The 20,108-nt window shown below is 63.0% G+C and carries 16 protein-coding genes; 9 read left to right on the top strand and 7 right to left on the bottom strand.

What is annotated here, in order from left to right:
- The first annotated feature begins 33 nt into the window (after positions 1-33).
- Genes WG907_RS14395 through WG907_RS14385 form a run of 3 tightly spaced genes read left to right on the top strand, consistent with a single transcriptional unit; the run spans position 34 to position 5,732 of the window.
- Positions 34-1,167 carry an efflux RND transporter periplasmic adaptor subunit gene (locus WG907_RS14395; protein WP_340233848.1) on the top strand — a complete coding sequence of 378 codons (1,134 nt, stop codon included), beginning with the start codon at positions 34-36 and terminating at the stop codon, positions 1,165-1,167.
- 1 nt (position 1,168) lies between these two features.
- Positions 1,169-4,270: an efflux RND transporter permease subunit gene (locus WG907_RS14390; protein ID WP_340233846.1), complete on the top strand. Its 3,102-nt coding sequence runs from the start codon at positions 1,169-1,171 to the stop codon at positions 4,268-4,270.
- Positions 4,263-5,732 (top strand): efflux transporter outer membrane subunit, encoded by a 1,470-nt coding sequence (locus WG907_RS14385; RefSeq protein ID WP_340233844.1) that lies wholly within the window; start codon positions 4,263-4,265, stop codon positions 5,730-5,732. The genes WG907_RS14390 and WG907_RS14385 overlap by 8 nt, the downstream gene beginning before the upstream one ends.
- 43 nt (positions 5,733-5,775) lie before the next feature.
- Here the strand turns inward: WG907_RS14385 and WG907_RS14380 are convergent, their stop codons facing one another.
- The 4 genes from WG907_RS14380 to putA all read right to left on the bottom strand — a co-directional run bounded on the left by WG907_RS14380 (position 5,776) and on the right by putA (position 13,479).
- The gene (locus WG907_RS14380; RefSeq protein WP_340233843.1) at positions 5,776-7,116 is read right to left on the bottom strand and encodes an LLM class flavin-dependent oxidoreductase; all 1,341 of its coding nucleotides are present in this window, start codon (positions 7,114-7,116) and stop codon (positions 5,776-5,778) included.
- Between the two features lie 121 nt (positions 7,117-7,237).
- A complete protein-coding gene (locus WG907_RS14375; protein ID WP_340233841.1) occupies positions 7,238-8,116 on the bottom strand; it encodes an SDR family oxidoreductase in 879 nt (292 codons plus the stop codon).
- Positions 8,117-8,276: 160 nt separating this feature from the next.
- The gene (locus WG907_RS14370; RefSeq protein ID WP_445326819.1) at positions 8,277-9,698 is read right to left on the bottom strand and encodes an amino acid permease; all 1,422 of its coding nucleotides are present in this window, start codon (positions 9,696-9,698) and stop codon (positions 8,277-8,279) included.
- Positions 9,699-9,882: 184 nt separating this feature from the next.
- Positions 9,883-13,479, bottom strand: a complete 3,597-nt coding sequence (gene putA, locus WG907_RS14365; protein WP_340233837.1) for a bifunctional proline dehydrogenase/L-glutamate gamma-semialdehyde dehydrogenase PutA — start codon at positions 13,477-13,479, stop codon at positions 9,883-9,885.
- A 99-nt stretch (positions 13,480-13,578) separates the two neighbouring features.
- On the opposite strand from putA, the gene WG907_RS14360 reads away from it, so the two are divergent.
- Positions 13,579-14,049: an Lrp/AsnC family transcriptional regulator gene (locus WG907_RS14360; RefSeq protein ID WP_340233835.1), complete on the top strand. Its 471-nt coding sequence runs from the start codon at positions 13,579-13,581 to the stop codon at positions 14,047-14,049.
- A 374-nt stretch (positions 14,050-14,423) separates the two neighbouring features.
- On the opposite strand, the gene WG907_RS14355 is transcribed toward WG907_RS14360, so the two are convergent.
- The gene (locus WG907_RS14355) at positions 14,424-14,651 is read right to left on the bottom strand and encodes a LysR substrate-binding domain-containing protein (protein WP_340233833.1); all 228 of its coding nucleotides are present in this window, start codon (positions 14,649-14,651) and stop codon (positions 14,424-14,426) included.
- A 117-nt stretch (positions 14,652-14,768) separates the two neighbouring features.
- On the opposite strand from WG907_RS14355, the gene WG907_RS14350 reads away from it, so the two are divergent.
- The 5 genes from WG907_RS14350 (at position 14,769) to WG907_RS14330 (ending at position 18,197) form a co-directional block, all read left to right on the top strand.
- Positions 14,769-15,161 carry an AMP-binding protein gene (locus WG907_RS14350; protein ID WP_340233832.1) on the top strand — a complete coding sequence of 131 codons (393 nt, stop codon included), beginning with the start codon at positions 14,769-14,771 and terminating at the stop codon, positions 15,159-15,161.
- Complete coding sequence (locus tag WG907_RS14345) at positions 15,152-15,526, top strand: AMP-binding enzyme (protein ID WP_340233830.1); 375 nt, start codon at positions 15,152-15,154, stop codon at positions 15,524-15,526. The genes WG907_RS14350 and WG907_RS14345 overlap by 10 nt, the downstream gene beginning before the upstream one ends.
- Before the next feature lie 122 nt (positions 15,527-15,648).
- Positions 15,649-16,404, top strand: coding sequence for a nitroreductase (locus WG907_RS14340; protein ID WP_340233828.1), 756 nt, complete (start codon positions 15,649-15,651; stop codon positions 16,402-16,404).
- 267 nt (positions 16,405-16,671) lie between these two features.
- Entirely contained in the window at positions 16,672-17,244 is a 573-nt protein-coding gene (locus tag WG907_RS14335) for an RNA polymerase sigma factor (protein ID WP_340233826.1), read from the top strand.
- On the top strand, positions 17,244-18,197 hold the full coding sequence (locus WG907_RS14330) for a FecR family protein (RefSeq protein WP_340233824.1): 954 nt from the start codon (positions 17,244-17,246) through the stop codon (positions 18,195-18,197). The genes WG907_RS14335 and WG907_RS14330 overlap by 1 nt, the downstream gene beginning before the upstream one ends.
- Positions 18,198-18,322: 125 nt before the next feature.
- Here WG907_RS14330 and WG907_RS14325 read toward each other — a convergent pair whose 3' ends face one another.
- Together WG907_RS14325 and WG907_RS14320 are read right to left on the bottom strand one after the other, a co-directional pair.
- Entirely contained in the window at positions 18,323-19,204 is an 882-nt protein-coding gene (locus tag WG907_RS14325) for an LLM class F420-dependent oxidoreductase (protein WP_340233822.1), read from the bottom strand.
- A 162-nt stretch (positions 19,205-19,366) separates the two neighbouring features.
- The gene (locus WG907_RS14320) at positions 19,367-19,999 is read right to left on the bottom strand and encodes a TetR/AcrR family transcriptional regulator (RefSeq protein ID WP_340233820.1); all 633 of its coding nucleotides are present in this window, start codon (positions 19,997-19,999) and stop codon (positions 19,367-19,369) included.
- Positions 20,000-20,108: the final 109 nt, after the last annotated feature.

Below are 20,108 nucleotides of genomic sequence, written 5' to 3'. Positions count from 1 at the left end.
CGCTTTCGCCGCGCTCGCCGATGAGACGGCAGCATGACGGACTCGCTTCACGATATCCCTCCCTCACTACCTTCCTCGCGTCCGCAAGGGCGGACCATCATCCTGACGATCCTCATTCTGGCGGCGATACTGGGCGGTCTGTTTCTCTGGCGAACGCTGAAAAGCGGCCAGGGCCAGGGCTGGCAACAACAAGCCGTCCGGGTCGCTGCCCTGGTCGTTTCACCTCGCGATATGCCTTCATCGTTGAACGCCGCCGGCACGCTCACGGCGGTTCGCGAAGTCACGCTTTCAAGCGAGGTTGCGGGTCGGGTGTCGGATATCAACTTCGCCGCCGGCTCCCCCGTAAGGACAGGAGCGCTCCTCGTGCAGCTGTTCGACGGCCCCGAGCGCGCCGACCGGGAGGCCGCCAAAGCAAAGGCGGCGTTCAGTGGCAGTCAACTCGCCAGATCCGAGCAACTTGCGCCGACAGGTGCCGAGCCGCGTGAATTGCTGCAACAGCGGCGCGCCGAGCGCGATCAGGCCATAGCGGCCGTGCGGCAGATCGACGCGCGCCTGATCCAGAAACAGGTCCGCGCGCCCTTTTCCGGCGAAATCGGCATTCGTCGCGTCAACCTTGGGCAGTTCATCAATCCGGGCGATCCCGTCGCGACGCTGACCGCACTCGATTCGCTCTATGTGGAATTCGCGCTTCCCCAACAGGAACTGGCGCGTCTGAGGCCGGGGACGATGGTCCTTGTGACCAGCGATGCCTTTCCGGACCGGACTTTCACCGCGCGCGTGAACGCGGTCGAGCCGCAGATCGGCAAGGACACGCGCAATGTCACCGTGCAGGCGCTGCTGCCCAATTCCGATCGCGCGCTGCGCCCCGGCATGTATGTGACGGCCGGCCTTGTGCTGCCGCCGCAGCAGGGCGCGCTCGTCGTGCCCGCCACCGCCATCCAGACATCGTCGCAGGGCGACAGCGTGATCGTGGTCCGGGGCAAGGGCGCGCGTACTGGTGGGAAGGCGGAGATCGTGCCGGTCCGGACCGGCCGCCGCATCGGCAACGAGGTGGTGATCGACAAGGGCCTGCGCCCCGGCGACGTCGTCGTGTCGGAGGGCCAGTTGCGCGTGCAGCCTGGCGCCGAGGTCAAGGTCGCGCGCATCGTCCAGGCCGGCGGCCGCTGACATGGCCTTTACCGACCTCTTCATTCGCCGGCCGATCCTGGCGGTCGTCGTCAGTCTGCTGATCCTGCTCGCCGGCCTCAGCGCGACGTTCAGCCTGCCGATCCGGCAATATCCCGGCATGGAAAGCGCGACGATCACCATCGACACGTCGCTGCCCGGCGCTTCGCAAGAGGTTATGCACGGCTTCGTCACTACGCCCATCTCTCAAGCGATCGCCACGGCAAACGGCATTGAATATCTCGCCTCCACCTCCAGCCAGGGCAGGAGCCAGATCCGGGCCAAGCTGGTCCTCAACGCCAATGCCGACCGATCGATGACGGAGGTTCTCGCAAAGGTCCAGCAGGTCAAATACCGGCTGCCCGCCGGGGTCACAGACCCGGTGATCACGAAGATCACCGACGGCGCATCCGCCATCCAATATATCGCCTTTGCCAGCGACTCGCTTGCGCCATCGCAGATGGCCGACTTCGCGGCGCGGGTCGCCCAGCCTCTCATCACTTCGGTTCCCGGCGTTGGTTCGGCCCGGATTACCGGCGGCGCGCCACTGGCGATGCGGATCTGGGTCGACCCGGTGAAACTTGCCGCGCGCGGCCTCACGGCGAGCGACCTGGCCAATGCGCTCCGGGCGAACAATGTCCAGGCAGCGCCGGGGCAGCTCAGGGGCGAGAGCACCGCGATCAACATCACCGCAGGCACGGACCTGCGCACCGTCGACGCCTTTCGCCAGATGGTGCTCAAGACGGGCCGGGATAGCGTCGTGCGGGTGGGTGACGTTGCGACGATCGAGCTGGGCGGCCAAAATTATGATGGCATCGGGCTTGCATCGGGCCACCCCGGCGTGACGATCGCCATTTCGCCCACGCCCGATGGCAATCCGCTCGAAATCGTGCGCGCGGTCAAGGCTATGCTGCCCGACATCCAGCGCGCCGCCCCGCCTACGCTCAAGGTGTCCAGCGTGTTCGACGCCGCGCAATTCGTCGACGCCTCCATCGAGCAGGTCCAGCATACGCTGATCGAGGCGATCCTGATCGTGATCTTCGTGATCTTCCTGTTTCTGGGCACGTTCAGAGCCGTCATCATCCCGGTGGTCACGATCCCCCTGTCGCTGCTGGGCACGGCGGGGCTGATGCTGCTCTTCGGTTTTTCGCTCAATCTGCTCACGCTGCTCGCCATGGTGCTGGCGATCGGCCTCGTCGTCGATGACGCCATCGTCGTGGTCGAAAATATCCACCGCCATATCGAAGACGGGCTATCGCCGATGGACGCGGCGCTCGTCGGCGCACGCGAGATCATTGGACCCGTGGTCGCGATGACCATCACGCTGGCCGCCGTCTACGCGCCGATCGGCCTGATGGGGGGCCTGACCGGCGCGTTGTTCCGCGAGTTCTCGTTCACGCTTGCCGGGTCAGTGATCGTATCGGGCGTCATCGCGCTCACCTTGTCACCGATGATGAGCGGCCTGCTGCTCAATCCAAAAATGGGGGAGGGGAGGCTTGCCCGGGCGGTCGAGCGCACCATGCACCGTGCCACCCAAACCTATGTCCGGTTGCTCGACCGCACGCTGGCGGCACGCGCGGCGGTGCTGGTCGTCGGCGTCACGGTGCTGGCGACGATCGGGGTGCTGTTCGCCGGCTCCAAGAGCGAATTGGCGCCCCAGGAGGATATGGGATATGTGTTCGTCCAGACCAAGGCGCCGCAATATGCCAACGCCAGCTATACGGCGCGCTTCAGCGCCGAAGTCGATAGGATCTTTCACCAATTCCCCGAATATGGCGCCAGCTTCTTCGACATTGGCGGCGACAATAACGCCAATGGCGGCTTTGGCGGCATCGTGATGAAGGACTGGGCGGACCGCAGCCGCAATGGTGATCAGGTTCAGGCGGAACTGGCCGGCCGAACCAGCGCGATCACCGGCGTTTATGCGACCGCCTTTCAGGACAGCCCGCTTCCGGCCGGCAGTGGGGGTCTTCCGGTCCAGATGGTCATCCGCTCGACTGACGATTTCCCCGAAATCTACAGGACCCTGGAAGGCATCAAGGGCGCGGCATGGGGCAGCGGCCTTTTCGCCTTCGTCGATAGCGACCTCGCGTTCGACAGTCCCGAAGCGCATATCAGCATCGATCAGGCCAAGGCCGGCGACATGGGCGTGACCATGGCCGAAATCGCCGACACGCTGGCCGTGCTGGTCGGCGAAAATTACGTCAACCGATTCAACTGGCATGATCGATCCTACGACGTCATCGCTCAGGTGACCCAGGGCAAGCGCATTACCCCGAACAATCTCGGCGAATTCTATGTGAAGGCGGGGTCCGGCAAGCTGGTCCCGCTGTCCACGATCGCCCGCGTCGAAATCCGGCCGCAGCCCAATCAGCTGCCCCAGTTCAATCAGATGAATTCGGCAACGCTGTCTGGCGTGCTGCTGCCGGGCGTGACCATGGGGCAGGCGGTGGACTTCCTGAAAAAGCAGCCCCTGCCGCCCGGAACCAGGGTCGACTGGCTGTCGAACAGCCGGCAATATGTGCAGGAAGGTAATCAGCTGACGATATCCTTCGCCTTCGCGCTGGTCGTGATCTTCCTGGTGCTGGCCGCGCAGTTTGAAAGCTTCCGCGATCCGCTCGTCATCCTCGTGACCGTGCCGCTGGCGGTCTGCGGGGCGCTCGTGCCGCTCTATCTGGGCTTCACGACACTCAACATCTATACGCAGATCGGTCTCGTCACGCTCATTGGCCTCATTTCCAAACATGGCATCCTGATGGTGTCGTTCGCCAACGAGATGCAGCATAAGGAAGGGTGGGGCCGGGCGGAGTCGATCCGCCATGCCGCGGCGGTGCGGATGCGTCCGGTGCTCATGACGACCGCCGCCATGGTCGCTGGGCTCGTGCCGCTATTGTTCGCGTCCGGCGCCGGCGCGAACAGCCGCTTTGCGATCGGCATCGTCGTCGTGATGGGGATGCTGGTGGGCACGCTGTTCACCCTGTTCGTGCTGCCGACCGTCTACACGCTGCTCGCCGCCGATCACCGTCCGAAGCCGAAGACGGAACCGGGCAGCCCCTCATCGCCCACCGGCCGGCCCGCAGGCGAAGGAGGGCTCGTTCATGCGTAAGTCCAGGCTGCTGTGCCTCATCGCCCCGCTGCTCGCGTCGGCCTGCGCCGTCGGACCGAAGTATGAACGGCCAAAAAGCCCTCTGGCCGAGGCGGGGCCGTTCGTGACTAAGGGCGCGGGCTTCGATCCGGTAGCGCAACTGCCGGACGACTGGTGGCGTCTTTATCGCGATCCGGGGCTTGATGCGCTGGTCGAGCGGGCACTGGTGGCCAATGCCGATCTGCGCGTCGCCGCCGCGAACCTCGCGCGCGCACGGGCGGTGCTGGGCGAAGCCCGGACCGCCCGGTTGCCGTCCACCAACCTTAGTGGCGGCGTTGCCTATGGCGACGGCGTTCAGGGCGGGGGACAGGCGGGCGTTGCGGGCAATCAGGGCGATGCACAATGGTCCCGGTCCGGTACGCTGTCGCTCGCGTGGGAGGTCGATCTGTTCGGCCGCGTCAGCCGCGCCATCGCCGCAGCGCAGGCGGACGCGCAAGCGGTCGAAGCCGCTCGCGACGCGGTGCGGGTCACGGTCGCGGCCGAAACGACGCGCGCCTATGTGAATGCGTGCGCTCTTGCCTACGCGATCGAAGTGGCGCGGCAGTCCGCTAAGACGAGCAGCGACAGCCTCAGGCTCGTCACTGCGCAGGAGCGCGCCGGATCGGTCGGCAAGCTCGATGTGGAGCGCGCGGGCGCCGCGGCGGCGACGGCACGATCGGCGATCCCGGCGCTTGAAGGCCAGCGCCAGATCGCGCTGTTCGAACTGGCCGCGCTGATCGGCACGACACCGGGCGACGTTCCGCAGGCAGCGCGGTCGTGCGCGCAGGCGCCTGAACCCGCAGCCAGCCTCCCGGTCGGAGATGGCGCAGCCCTGCTTCGCCGCCGACCGGATCTGCGCCAGGCGGAACGCCAGCTCGCGGCAGATACGGCGCGCATTGACGTCGCGACGGCCGACCTGTACCCCAAGGTCAGTCTGGGCGGGTCGGGCAATTTCTTCCGCAACGATATGGTGAGGGGAGGGGACTCCTTTTCCTTTTCGCTGGGACCTCTCATCTCGTGGAGCTTCCCCAATATCGCGGCCGCGCGCGCGCGGCTCCGCCAGGCCCAGGCGCAAGGCTATGCATCGCTTGCGACGTTCGACGGACGCGTGCTCAATGCGCTCAAGGACGTCGAGCAGGCGCTGACGATGGTCGCTACCGAGCAGGACCGGCTTGGCTCGTTGCGCGAGGCGCAGCTGCGCGCCGGCGAGGCGCACAAGCTCGCCGATCTTCGATACCGCGCGGGATCGGTCAGCTATCTCGATGTGCTCCTGGCCCAGGCCGACATGCTGTCGGCCCGCAGCGCCTATGCCGCGTCCGTGCAGCGGCTCGCGTCAGCGCGGGTGGATCTGTTCAAGGCGCTGGGCGGTGGATGGCAGCACAGTCAGGAAAGGGGCGATGCGCGGGGTGGAGCCACCGAGAGCATGGAAGATATTCGCCATTGAATATATCACTGATGGCAAATTCCGCGTGGTGCCAGGCCAATTATCATGCACCGGTTTTGGCGGGGAAGAAGCGATTGTCCGGGCGGGATAGGCCGAGATGGTCGCGCAAGGTCGGCCCCTCATATTCGGTGCGGAACAATCCGCGACGCTGTAATTCGGGGACCACCAGCCGCGTGAAATCCTCCAGCCCGCCGGGCAACCATGGAAACATCATGTTGAACCCGTCCGAACCACGCTCGTCGAGCCAGGTCTCCATCTCGTCGGCGATCGAGGCAGCCGTGCCGACGAATGCAAGCCCCCCATAGCTGCCGGCCTTCGCCGCGAGCTCCCGGATGGTGAGGCTTTGCTCGCGCGCCAGTGCGACCATGCGGTCGCGGCCGCTCTTGCTCGCATTGCTCTCGGGAATCTCCGGCAGCAGGCCGTCGGGGTCGAAGCCCGACACGTCATAATCGAGCGCGATCGAAAGCGAGCGGATGCCACTGTCATAATGAACCAGGCTGTCGAGATGGGCGCGCTTTGCTTTTGCGTCCTCGACCGTCTCGCCAACCACGACGAACGCTGCCGGAAGAATCTTCAGCTCATCGGGATCCCGGCCGATCGCATGCATGCGACGTTTGATGTCGGCATAGAAGCGTTGGCCCTCGTCGAGCGTACTTACCGCGCCGAAGATAAGCTCGGCGGTCTCCGCCGCAAGCTGCCGACCGGGCTCCGAGGCGCCGGCCTGGACGATGACTGGCCAACCCTGCACCGGCCGAGCGATATTGAGCGGTCCGCGCACCGACAGATCGGCTCCCTTGTGATTGAGAATATGGAGTTTTTCAGGATCGAAATAGACGCCCGCTTCTACATCGCGAACGAACGCGTCATCTGCCCAACTGTCCCACAGGCCGGTGACGATATCATAGAATTCGCGGGCGCGACCATAGCGGCTCGCGTGCGCGAGATGCTGTTCGCTGCCGAAATTATGCGATGTTTCGGGATTTCCGGTTGTAACGATGTTCCAGGCGGCCCGGCCAGCGCTCAGATGGTCAAGCGAGGCGAACCGACGGGCGATATGGAACGGTTCGTCGTAGGTCGTCGATGCCGTAGCAATCAGACCGATCCGCTCGGTCACCATCGCCAGGGCGGACAGCAGCGTGAACGGCTCGAACGAGGTCGCGGTATGGCTGCGCTTGAGCGCCTCGATCGGCATGTTCAGCACGGCAAGATGATCGGCCATGAAGAAGGCGTCGAACTTGGCGGCCTCAAGCGTCTGAATCATTCGCTTGATGTGGCCAAGGTTGAAATTGGCATCGGGCCATGCACCCGGATAGCGCCACGCGCCGGTATGGATCGACACTGGACGCATGAAGGCGCCGAGATGAAGCTGGCGGGATCGGGTCATTGCGAAACCTCGGACAAGTGGTTGTAAAAGGTGACGTCATTGCGCCCGCGCCGCCAGCTGTGTGCCTCGTTTAGACACGGATCGGCAGGCGTGGCAATCACCTGCCGATCCGTCCGGATCGTCAGATCATGCCTTCCATACCCATTGCCTTGAGGATGCCGTTCTGAATGGGAGCAACGGCCTGGTTGATCGCTTCGACGCCGAAATCCAGACCTTCCGGCATGACGACCGTGCGCAGCGGGCGACGTTCCGTCGCCTCGACCAGTTGCGCTATCGCATCGGCAACGAGTTGCGGGCGTGGTGGGTTGGCGGGATCATGCGACTTGTCGGCATTGTCCTTGATCTGGCCGGGGATCGCCGCGAAATCACCATAGGATGCCACCACGGCGGCGTCGGACGGCTCGGGGCTTGACGAGATCAGGTTGCTTGGGAACGGGCCCGGCTCGACGATGACCGAATCGATCCCGAAGCCGGACAATTCGTAGCGATAGGTTTCGGCCAGCGCTTCGAGCGCGAACTTGCTCGCGGAATAAATTCCGAAGAAGGGCATGACGAACCGGCCCATCAGCGACGTGACCTGAACGATAAGGCCGCTGCCGGCGGCGCGCATGTGCGGCAACACGGCGCGATCGGTGCGGATGGCCCCGAAGACATTGACCGCGAAAAGGCGTTCGACATCGGCGACCGTATAGGCTTCCGTCACTCCGATGGGCATCAGCCCGGCGTTGTTGATCAGGGCGTCGATCTTCCCGTGCTGCGCTATGACCTGCCCGATCGCCGAGTTGACCGACGCGTCGTCAGCGACGTCCATTTCCAGAACGTGCAGCGCATGGCCTTCCGCTTTCGCAGCTTCGATCAGTTCCCCGCGGACCTGGCTGTTCCGCCCGTCGACGTCCCGCATCGTTGCGATCACCGTGTGGCCCCGCCTAGCGAGCTCCAACACGGTAAGCTTCCCGAAGCCGCTGCTGGCGCCCGTTACGACAACTATTTTTTTGCTCATTCCAGATCCCATCGAACAAAGGTAAGACGGGAGCGTCTATAGACAGACCTGTCTACCCGAGGCAATCTAAAATTCGGAAGTCGGCCTGGCTGTGGCGCAACGGCGATCCGGGTCTTGTGCGTTTGACGGGTTCAATCCCCGGAAGGCGGGTTGCAGGACTCTAGATCGAACCCATGCTGGCCGCTTGGGCAGCGATGCTGCAGCGATTGCCGAACGCGAAGTAGATCACCAGTCCGAGCAATTGGGCGCAAAAGAAGTAGATTTGCGTCGTTTGCGGGAGACTGTAGAACAGATATGCGCAGCCCAGCATGGCGCCTGGCCCAACCAACCAGGGGAAGGGCGACCGGAACCTGCGGGGCGCATCTGGCGCGCGTCTTCGCATGACCAGCATGCAAAAAGCCACCGCGGCAAACGCCACCAGCGTACCGGCATTGGCAAGCGCAGCCAGTTCATTGAGGGGGATAAGCCCGGCAAGCACGGAAACGATCGCCGCCGTGAAGATCGTGACGCGCGTGGGCGATCCGCGTGCCGACACGTGGGCGAGCGATTGGGGCAGCAATCCATCGCGGGCCATCACGAAGAATATCCTGCTCTGACCATAAAAGAACGCCAGGATGACAGTCGGCAGTGCGATCACCGCCGAAATGGCCAGATAGCGGGCAGCCCACGGGTGGTTCAGCTCGCGCAGGATAAGGGCCAGTGGCTCGGGGCTGTTCGAAAACGCATGATAGGACAAAGCGCCGATCGCGGCTGCCGCTACGGCAATGTAGATGAGCACGCACAGCGCCATCGATCCCAATATGCCGATGGACAGATCGCGCCCCGGATTCTTGGTTTCCTCCGCTGCCGTGGCGATGGCATCGAAGCCATAGAAGGCGAAAAAGATGATCGCGGCGGCTGCCATCACCCCGCGCTCGACCCCGTCGGGCGACACGCTTTTGGCAAAACCGAACGGCATGAACGGGGTAAAATTGGCGGTTTCGAATGCGGGCATGGCCATGGTCACGAACACGACCAGCGCCACCAGCTTGACGACAACCAGCGTAGCATTGAGCGTCGCGCTTTCGCGCGTGCCCAGGATCAGCAGACCGGCAACCACCAGCGTGATCGCGATGGCCGGCATGTTCACCAGGCCGCCCAGCTCAGGCCCCTGCATCAGACTGACCGGCACCCCCAGCCAATCATGAAACAGCGGCGCCGCATAGCCGGACCAGCCCACCGCAACGGCGCTCACGACCAGCGAATATTCGAGGATCAGGCTCCAACCGACGACCCAGGCGAACAGTTCGCCGACCACGACGTAGGAATAGGTATAGGCGCTGCCAGCCGCCGGAATCATCGTCGCCATCTCGGCATAGGCGAGCGCCGCGCACATACAGATCAGCCCGGCAATGGCGAAGGAGAGCAGCAGGCTCGGTCCCGCCTTGTCGGCACCGACTCCAATCAGCGTCAAAATCCCCGTTCCCACGATGGCCCCTACGCCAAGGGCGATCAGATGTGGCCAGGACAGGGTTCGGGCCAACTGGCGCCCGCCATGCGTGTTGTCAGGGGGTAGGGCGGATTTGCGGGATTTCCAACTCAATATTCAGTCCTCTGTCTTCGCAACCGCTGCGTCATCGTGCCGATGGGAAGCCACATTCCTGCGAAGGCGGCTTCCCGACCTTATCTGAAAATCAGAAGCCACTTTCGGATTTTAGCTAGGATATGACGAGCCGCGCCATAGCTATCCGTTTTGTGAGAAAATATTCGTTTGCCGCGTCGCTCGCTCATGCGATCATCATCAAAGTTGCATTTCCGCCCGCCGCCGTCGTGTTGATCGACGTCGCGCGCTCCTCCAGCAGACCGTCGAGCTGGTAACGGCCATCGGGGCCCGGCGTATGGACCGACAGGATAGGGCCATCGCGCCTGGCGATTTTAGCCAATGTTTCGATCAGCATCGCCCCGCTTCCTTCGACCAGCGCCGCCCCGATATTGGCGGCGATATCGCTCGACACATGTTGCACGACCGACGGTGGTAGACCCGCTGGAAGGACCGTACCCTCGATGATGCCACGATTGCCCGTCGCTAGCATCGCCGCCAGCTGGTGGATCAGGCCGCGTGATGTTACAGGCCGCAGCAACAACGTGCCGCGCGGGTGCAGCGAATAGATATTAGTCTCGCCCACAGGTCCGGGGAGCGTCTGGGTAAATCCCGGGCTAGACCGTTCCGCATAGCCCCTGACGATTGCCGCGCCATCGCCATCGCCCCGATCGCGCAGCCAGGCTGCCAGATCGTCCAGCGCGGCGGGACTTGCGGCAACGCCCGGAAGCGGAGGCGCGATCTGCACCAACCGACCCAGATATAGCGGCCCGCCCGCTTTGGGGCCTGTACCCGATAGCCCGGTGCCGCCAAATGGCTGAACCCCGACGACGGCGCCGATGACATTGCGGTTGACGTAGACATTGCCGCAACGGATCCGTTCGGACACATGGTCGACCGTCTGGTCCAGCCGGGTATGAAGCCCGAAGGTCAAGCCATAGCCGGTATCGTTGATCGTATCCATCAGCGCATCAAGCCGGTCGCGGCGATAGCGCAGCACATGCAGGACCGGCCCGAACACTTCCTGCGCGACATCCGCGATCGCATCAATCTCTATGATGGTCGGCGCCACGAACGTGCCGTGCACGGCTTCGGCAGGCAGCGCAGTCCGTTCGACCCGATGCCCGCGCGCGCGCATCGCCGCGACATGCGCCTCTATCTTCGCCTGCGCTTCCCCACTGATGACCGGCCCGATATCGACGGCAAGCCGATCCGTCCGGCCGATACGCAGCTCCGCCAGCGCGCCCTTCAACATGGCGAGCATCCGGTCCGCGATATCCTCCTGCAGGCAGAGGATGCGCAGCGCCGAGCAACGCTGGCCCGCGCTGTCGAATGCGGATGCGATCACATCGGCGACGACCTGTTCGGCGAGGGCCGAACTGTCGACGATCATCGCGTTCTGGCCGCCCGTTTCGGCGATCAGGGGGATCGGCCGGCCGGATGATGAGACACGCGCGCAGAGCTGGCGATGGATCAGCCGGGCGACCTCGGTCGATCCGGTGAACATCACGCCTGCCACATCGGGTGCGGCGACCAGTGCGGCGCCGATGTCCCCGTCGCCGGGCAGGATTTGCAGCGCGTCGGCCGGTACGCCCGCCTCATGGAGCAGGCGGACGGCGTAGGCGGCCGTGAGCGGCGTTTCTTCGGCCGGCTTGGCCAGAACGGGGTTGCCGGCGACGAGCGCGGCGGCGACCTGCCCGGTGAAGATGGCGAGCGGGAAGTTCCACGGGCTGATACAGATTATGGGGCCGAGCGGGCGCTGTTCCGGCCCGAATGTCGCCCGCGCCTGCGCCGCATAATAGCGCAGGAAGTCGATCGCCTCACGCACCTCGGCGATGGCGTTCGCCGCCGACTTGCCTGCTTCGCGCATGGCAAGACCCATCAGCACGGGCATGTTGTTCTGGAATGCGTCGGCCGCGCGCTCCAATATTGTCGCACGCGCGTTCACCGATGTCTGCGGCCACGGCGAAGCGGCGGCGCGCGCCGTGGCTGATGCGGCGGCCTCCGCGCTGGCCAGCCTGACGGTGCCGACGACGTCTCTATGGTCCCCCGGATTGCGCACCGGCTGCGTGCCGGCCTCATTCTCCATGGGCTCAGCGGACCATGGCATATGCGCACTTCCGACCAGTGCATCACCCAGTACCGCCAGCGCTGCCTCGTCGCTGAGGTCGATCCCCTGGGAATTGCGACGATCGGGATACAGGTCCGCCGGGGCTGCGATCGCATCATGCTGCGCGCCGACATGCGTCATCGCCCTTACCGCACTTGCAGGATCGGCGATCAGCTCCTCGATCGTTATAGCGGGATCGGTGATCCGGTTGACGAACGATGCGTTCGCGCCGTTTTCCAGAAGGCGCCGGACGAGATAGGCGAGCAGCGTTTCATGGCCGCCGACCGGCGCATAGATGCGGCACGGGCGCGCCATGCCGTCCGCTGCGACCACCTGTTCATATAAGGGCTCGCCCATGCCGTGCAGACATTGATATTCATAATCGCCCAGGGTGAAATCGGGTCCGGCCAGCGTGTGGATGGTGGCCAGCGTCTGGGCGTTATGGGTAGCGAACTGAGGGAACAGCACGTCGCGCGCGGCCAGCAGCTTCCGGGCGCACGCGATATAGGCGATGTCGGTATGGACCTTGCGGGTGTAGACCGGGAAGTCGGCCAGGCCGTCGACCTGCGCGCGCTTGATCTCCGCGTCCCAATAGGCGCCCTTGACCAGCCGGACCATGATCCGCCGGCCGGCCCGATTGGCAAGGTCGATGATCCAGTCGATCACCGGCGCGCAGCGCTTGCCATAGGCCTGAACGACGAAGCCCAGCCCGTTCCATCCGGCAAGGTCAGGGTCCATCGCCAGGCTTTCGAGCAGGTCGATAGACAGTTCGAGGCGGTCGGCCTCCTCCGCGTCGATATTCAGGCCGATGTCATAGCTTTTCGCGAGCAAGGCCAGCCCCCTCAGTCGCGGCAGTAGCTCGCCCATCACGCGATCGGCCTGCGACCGGACATAGCGGGGATGGAGCGCCGACAATTTGATCGATATGCCGGGTGCTTCATAGACGCCGCGCCCGGCCGACGCCTTGCCGATCGCGTGAATGGCATTGCGATATTCGGACAGATACCGGGCCGCATCCTGCGCCGTCGTAGCGGCCTCGCCCAGCATGTCGTAGCTGTAGCGAAAGCCCTTCGCCTCCATCACTTTGGCGCGCGACAGCGCCTTGTCGATGGTTTCGCCAGTCACGAACTGTTCGCCCATCATGCGCATGGCCAGGTCCATGGCCCCGCGGATCACCGGCTCGCCCACGCGCGCGATCAACCGGGTAAGCGACGCGCCGAGCGAGCGATCGTCGACCCGGTCGACCAGCTTGCCGGTGACCACCAGTCCCCAGGTCGCGCCGTTGACGAACAAGGACTTGCCCCTGCCGAGATGCGCGTTCCAGTCGCCATCGGCCAGTTTGTCACGGATCAGCGCGTCGCGCGTCGCATTGTCGGGAATACGCAGCAAGGCTTCGGCCAGGCACATCAGTGCAACGCCTTCCTGACTGGACAGCGAATATTCGTGGATGAGGCCTTCGATGCCGGAACTGCGCGGGCTGGCCTGCAACATTGTCACCAGCGTTCGGGCCGTCGCCGCGATTTCCCCTCGGGTCGCATCGTCGAACGTCGCAGCGGTCAGCAACGGGCCGAGCGCTTCGGCTTCTTCACGCCGATAGGCCGCAGTGATCGACCGGCGTAACGTCGACGCTGCGCGAACGGGGACGAAATCGACAAAGGGAGAGGGAGGTTCCATGTGTCATTCGTAACGGCTTATACGAGGGCGATCTTCCCTATGTTTGACTTATACAATGCTATATCGTCTTATAATTATTAGTTATGATGGGCTATTTTCATGGAAATTGTACAAATCCCGGTCGAACTGGATAGCTGGGATCGGAAAATCCTCGCATTGCTGCTGGAAAATGGCAGGATCACCGTGACCGATCTCGCGCAACGTGTCGGCTTGTCGAAAACGCCATGTCAAATGAGGATGCGGAGGCTGATCGACAGCGGCGTCATTCTTGGCTTTCGGGCGGTCGTGGACCCGGCGAAGGTCGGACTGGACAATGTGGCCTTTGCCGAGGTGAAACTGTCCGACACCCGTGAACCGGCGCTTCGGGCCTTCAACGACGCCGTTCAGCATATTGCGGAGGTTGAGGAATGCCATATGATCGCGGGCAACTTTGATTATCTGCTGAAAATACGCACGGCAGATGTTCGCCGTTACCGGATCGTGTTGGGGGAAAAGATATCGGGCCTCCCCCATGTTGCCAGCACCTCTACCTTCATGGCGATGCAGACCGTCAAGGAAGCGGCCGCGTGATCAGACGTTGCAAACGGCCGTCGCGGTGGATCATGCACCGAGGATGATCATCCGCGCTTAAAGGCTCGTGGCCCGGTCCTGCGCAAGGTTCCAGAACGCCTCGCCCGGACCAGAGTGCCGCTGCGCGATGGGACGAAGCAATTGGAAGGGGACTGCCGCAGGTGCGTCCACCGGTATCCGGGACACCCTGTAGAGCCCGGATCGTCGGCGCCGAAATCGAAGAAGGCCGCGATCATGTCCGGCGACCTGATGCGTCGTGGCGCGCCCTCGGCCATGTCCGCCACCTCCACGAATTTGGCTCCGGCTTTGATGAGGGGCGCATAAAGCAGGTCCCAGAGATGGGGATTGAGACTGCGCGTGAACACCTGCACTGTCTAGCGCATCATGGCTTCGGGAAGGATGTACGGGGAGTCGGCCCACACATGTTCGCGATGAACGATGAGCGCCAGCCCATAGCGTCGCAGCATGATGCTGTCGAAACGCGCAGGATCGATATCGCCCATCATGAAGGACAGGTCGGTCTCGCCGGCTTCCAGGCGGCCGAGCAGAACCGGCGACCAACCGGTTTCAAGCTCCAGGATGATGTTCACCTCCGGGACCACCGGCCTGCCTAAGCCATTGCGCGTTCCAAACCGGGCGATTGCCGCTTTCGCTGGCTATATGCGCGATGCGGTCGACCTGCGGGAGAGCGATCACTTCTGGAATCTGGCCGATCCCGGATGGGCCTATGGCCTCTATATGCGCTCGTCGGGCCGCTTGCCCTGGGCATGGCGACCGTCTTCCACGAGGGCGGCTTCAACGTCGATTCGACCTATGACACGATCGCCCGCCTCGGCATCACTAACCTTGCCGGATCACCGACGGCCTACCGCCTGCTGGCGGGGGACGGGCCGGAAAAGGCGAAGCGGGTCAGGGGCCAGCTGCGCGTGGTCAGCAGCGCGGGCGAGCCGCTCAACCCGGAGACCATTCGCTGGTTCGCCCGGCACCTGGATGCACCGATTCAGGATCATTACGGCCAGACCGAACTGGGGATTGGTTCAAGGGCTATGAGGGACAGCAGACGGCGGCTTTCGAAACCGGCTATTTACGCAGCGGCGACACGGTGGAACTGAACGAGGACGGCAGCATCTCGTTCGTCGGCAGGGCCGATGACGTCATCACCACATCGGGCTATCGCGTCGGGCCCTTCGACGTGGAAAGCGCGATGATCGAGCATGATGCCGTGCTCGAAGCGGCGGTGATCGGCAAGCCTGATGCCGAGCGAACCGAGATCATCAAAGCGTTCGTGGTGCTCAAACCGGGCCATCGCGGGGATGACGCGCTGGCCGAGCAGTTGCTGCGTCAGGTCAAGGCGCGCTTGTCCGCGCACGCCTATCCGCACGAGATCGTATTCGTCGACGATTTGCCCAAGACGCCGAGCGGAAAGGTGCAGCGCTTCGTGCTGCGCAGCCAGGAAATCGCGGATGCGGCACGTTAGACTGAGGGACGCTAGAAGTTGGGCATCCGTCATGATAATCGAATTTCGGATCGCGTCTCCGATCTTGCCGTCTTGCACGGGCTCGGCGCATGATCATCGCCCCTGCAATTTGAAAGCCGAATATGTCTGACGATGCTGTCCTCATTTCTTCCCAGGCCGGCCCGCCGATCGGCTGGATCCCGGATGGCCCTTCGTTGGTCGCACCGGACCGGAAGATATCGGCTTTCGATTCGGTCGCTGGCCGCAGCTCGATCCGCCAGTTCCTGGGCCAAGAGGTTCCCGAAAGTGTCGTCTACAAGATCCTGGAGACGGCGTCCCGCGCGCCGTCGGGTCAGAACATGCAGCCGTGGATGGTCCATTATGTAACCGGGGATACGCGTGCACGGCTGTGTGACGAAGTGAAGGCGGCGGCCTCCGCCGACGAGCGCAGCGATGAATATGAGTATTTCCCCCGGGAAATAAAGGAGCCGTATCGCTCACGCCGCAGGAAGGTGGGCTTCGACCTGTTCGACATCTATGGGATCGAGCGGAACGACGTGGCCGGTCGCAAGCGGGCGCTACTGCGCAATTTCGACTTTTTCGACGCGCCGGTCGGCCTGTTCTTTGTCATGGAACGTGACTGGGGCTATGGCGCGTGGATCGACATGGGCAATTTCATGACCAACGTTATGACGCTTGCGCCTGCCTTCGGCCTGCAAACCTGCCCGCAGCAGGCCTGGTGCGAATATGGGGCGGCAGTCCGTCGCGTGCTGCCGATCACGGATCATCATGTCATCATATCTGGCATGGCGCTGGGCTATGCCGACCCGCAAGCGCCGGTGAACCGGCTCGTGACCCAGCGCGACTCGCCGGAGGCCTTCGTCACGCGGTATATTTGATGAATGTTGAGAATGCCGACCCGCAACCAGGCAGCGCTTTCGGGGCAATCGATCAAAGGTCGTCGATAAATGTTGCAGGGCGGACCTTTGCCCGCTCGGGGGTGGAAAGGCGCTCCCCGGTGCCGGAGGACGAGAGTGACCGGCTCGCGATCCTGTACCCTATGGAGGAGTTGGGCGCGCATAAATCCTATCTGGGCACGGGCCAGGGATAGGGTATTTCGATTTCCATGAGTCATGACTGATGGGCCCATTTGAGGGCGGAGGAATATGTTCAGCGATGATGAGTTGAACAAATGGTTTCGTCGGGAGGTGCTCATCCTGGAGCCCTCGCTGACCGCCTTTCTGCGCCGGCATTGTTCTCAAAGGGAGGAGATCGCCGACCTGCGGCAGGAGGTGTATGAAAAGGCGCTTCGCGGCGCCGGGCGGGCTTTGCCGGATCGAACGGCAGCCTATGTTTTCACGATAGCGCGCAATCTGCTTATCACCCGCGCCCAGCGTGCGCGCGTCGTCCGCTTCGATTTTCTGGCCGACCTCGAAGAATTGCCCGTGCACGCCGATTGGCTGACGCCCGAGCGTTATGTGAGCGCCAGCCAGGAGCTGGCGCGCGCGCGGGCGGGATTGGATCGCCTGCCGCCCCGCTGCGGTGAGGTAATGCGGCTTCGCAGGATCCAGGGGATGAAGATACGCGAGATCGCCGACCATCTTGGCATCGGCATCGAAGCGGTTGAGCAGCAGATTACGCGCGGCATCCGCCTGCTCGCCGCCCACATGCTTGACGCGTCGCCACCCGAAGCCGGTTCCGATACGATGCCGGTCGTCAAACCCGGTGAGGGTGCATGATGCCGACCGAGACAGCCGAGATCCGGGCCGCCCGATTTCTCCTGCGTCGGGACGAGGGCGACTGGTCGCCGGCCGATCAGGCGGAGCTCGATGCATGGCTGGCTGAATCGCTCGCGCACAAGGCGGCATATTGGCGGCTGGAGGAAGGGTGGCGCCTGACCGATCGCCTGCGGGCGCTCTATGATCCGGTCGTAATGTTGCAACCTGCCCGGCGCAAATGGCGCTCATTCGCGCCATTTGCGCTAGCGGCTTCGCTCGTTCTGGCGCTTGTGGGATTTGCCATGTGGCCAAGCCCGCAGCCTGCGGAGATAGTCGACCTCGAAACACATATCGGGGAACGGCGCACCGCGCATCTGGCTGACGGGAGTATGATCGAACTCAATACGAATACCAAATTGCGCCTGTCATTTGAACAGGAGCGCCGCGTTGCGTGGGTCAGCGGGGGCGAGGCCTATTTCCAGATCGCGCATGATCCGAGCCGGCCCTTCGTCATCCATGCCGGCGCGCATGATGTTACGGTGCTCGGCACCAAATTCTCAGTCCGTCGCGAGGGCGAGTTGTTGCGCGTCGCCGTTCTTCAGGGGGCGGTCCAGCTCAAGGGCGTGGGGCGCAGTTCCGCACTAGGATCGACGGTATTGCCGAGCGGATCGACAGCGGTGGCGATCGGCATGGCGACTATCGTGATGCGTGAGCCGCTGGACAAGCTCAATCAGAGTCTGCGCTGGCGCGACGGCGTGCTGGTGCTGGATGGCAAGACGCTCGGTCAGGCCGTGGCGGAGCTTAATCGCTATACGCGCCGTCCCATAGTGGTGAAGGGCGATCGGCTCGCCGCGATGCCGATCGGCGGGACGTTCCAGCTTGGCAATCGCGAAGGTTTCGTTCGGCTGTTGAGCCAGGTCTATGATGTGCGCGTTTCGCGCGACGCGGACGGGAAAATATTCTTGCAGCGCTGAGCGAGGTTTTCACGCTTCTCGATGGCGGCCCGATCCTGTGGGTGCGGACGGATCGACCGCCCAGACTTATCGCGCAAGGCGCCGGTTCGGCATGATCGGGCGGCGCGCTCCCGCGGCCCTCGATATCATATCGGGGCCGGTTCGATTGCCCGAATAGTATCCATTATCGGGCCGAACATCGCTTCAAGCTTTCCAGCCGGATCGTTGCCCAGCGGCATGACTGTGATCGCGTTCACGCCGACCGCGCCATAATCCTGGGCGGCACGCAGCACATCCGCACTTGTCCAATCGTCCTCGGCTTTGACCAGCGTCGTCACGTCGATGGTGCTGATATTCCGCCCCACTGCGTCGCAATGCTGCCGCAGCACGCCAAGCTTGTGCGCCACGTCCGCCGGGCTGCCGAAAAAATTGCAGGCGTCGGCATATTGGGCGACCAGCCGCAGCGTCTTGCGCTCCCCAACGCCGCCGATCAGTATGCGGGGACGCGGCTGGGAAACAGGAGCGGGATAGCACAGGGTTTCGGCAAGCTGGAAATGCTTGCCATCGAAGCGCCCATCATTGTCGCTCCACATCTGAAGGCAGATTTGCAGGGTTTCTTCAAGCTGTTCGAAGCGAACGGCGACCGGCGGGAAAGCTATTCCCAGACCCTTATGCTCGCGTTCGTACCAGGCGGCGCCGATGCCGAGTTCGCCACGCCCGCCTGACAGCACGTCAAGCGTCGTCACGATCTTCGCGAGCGCTCCGGGATAGCGGTAAGTGACACCGGTAACCAGCAGGCGAAGGCGCAGGCGGCGGGTGAGGGCGGCGACAAAGGCCAGGGTGGTATAGCCTTCCAGCATGGGGTCCTGGGCAGGCGCCATATTGTCCATCTGGAAATAATGATCCATGAACGAGAGCGCGCGAATATCCAGCGCCTCCGCGCGTCTTGCAAGATCGGCTATCCCGGACCCCATGGTTTCAGGACCGCCCGCCCAGTCGAACCGCGGGACGTGAAGATCTACTTCCATGTTTTGGAACTCCAGTTTCGCTGCGCGCAGCTGGGATGATGGCAGATGAAACCACCGACAAATAGCACCCGCGTATATCGAGATAATTCATGCGCTATAAGCGCCGGTTAATCCCGAGCAGATGCAATCGATGCTCGTAAATAGGAGATTGAACGACCCTTCTCAGCGTTCGTTGACATCCGCAAGAAGATCCTTGCGCAACATACGCACTATATTATCGATCCACACTTCGGTCGGCACCGAGCCGATTGCACCGGCGATTTGTACCGGGCACATCGGCATTGACGGGCCGATCACCAGACTTAACAATATCCATGTCACCGCCACGGGGTCAAGGTCCTGCCGGTAGACCCCTTTGGCGACGAGTTTACGTATCATCTTCTCGATACGAACGGAATTATACTCGCGGTGCTCCGAATAAAAGACATTAACCGGCGAGCCCACCCGAAATAACTCGATGTAAAATATCGAGATGACGGCCGCCTTCTGCTGATAAGCGGCAATGAGTCCGCGCACGATGCGTTCGGTAGGATCGTCGTCCCCGCTTTCTATAGCGGCTTCCATGGCATCCAGATGCCTGTCGACGTCCTTCGCGGCGTTTTTAAGCAACGCCATAAGCAAGCCGTCCTTGCCCTGAAAATAATAGTTCACCATTCCGGCGTGGGTTCCCGCTGCCTCCGCTATTTCGCGGGAGGTCAGATCGAGATGGCTCTTGTCACGCAGCTGATTTTCGGCAGCCATGAGGAGGGAATCGGATAAATTCCGTTCGGCACAACTGTGAGGGCGTCCTCTCATATATCCTCCGTTTGCCGGGGCATTTTCAATTCGGGTCGGCGCGATCTTCAGGCTCGGCACATTTTCTCAGGCAAATTTGCCATTTTTATCATGGGTGAGCCACCCCAGC

It is taken from the genome of Sphingobium fluminis (assembly GCF_037723805.1).
Lineage (GTDB): Bacteria > Pseudomonadota > Alphaproteobacteria > Sphingomonadales > Sphingomonadaceae > Sphingobium.
Note: the sequence above shows the minus strand (reverse complement) of the source record. Positions and strands in the feature narration are given on the sequence as shown.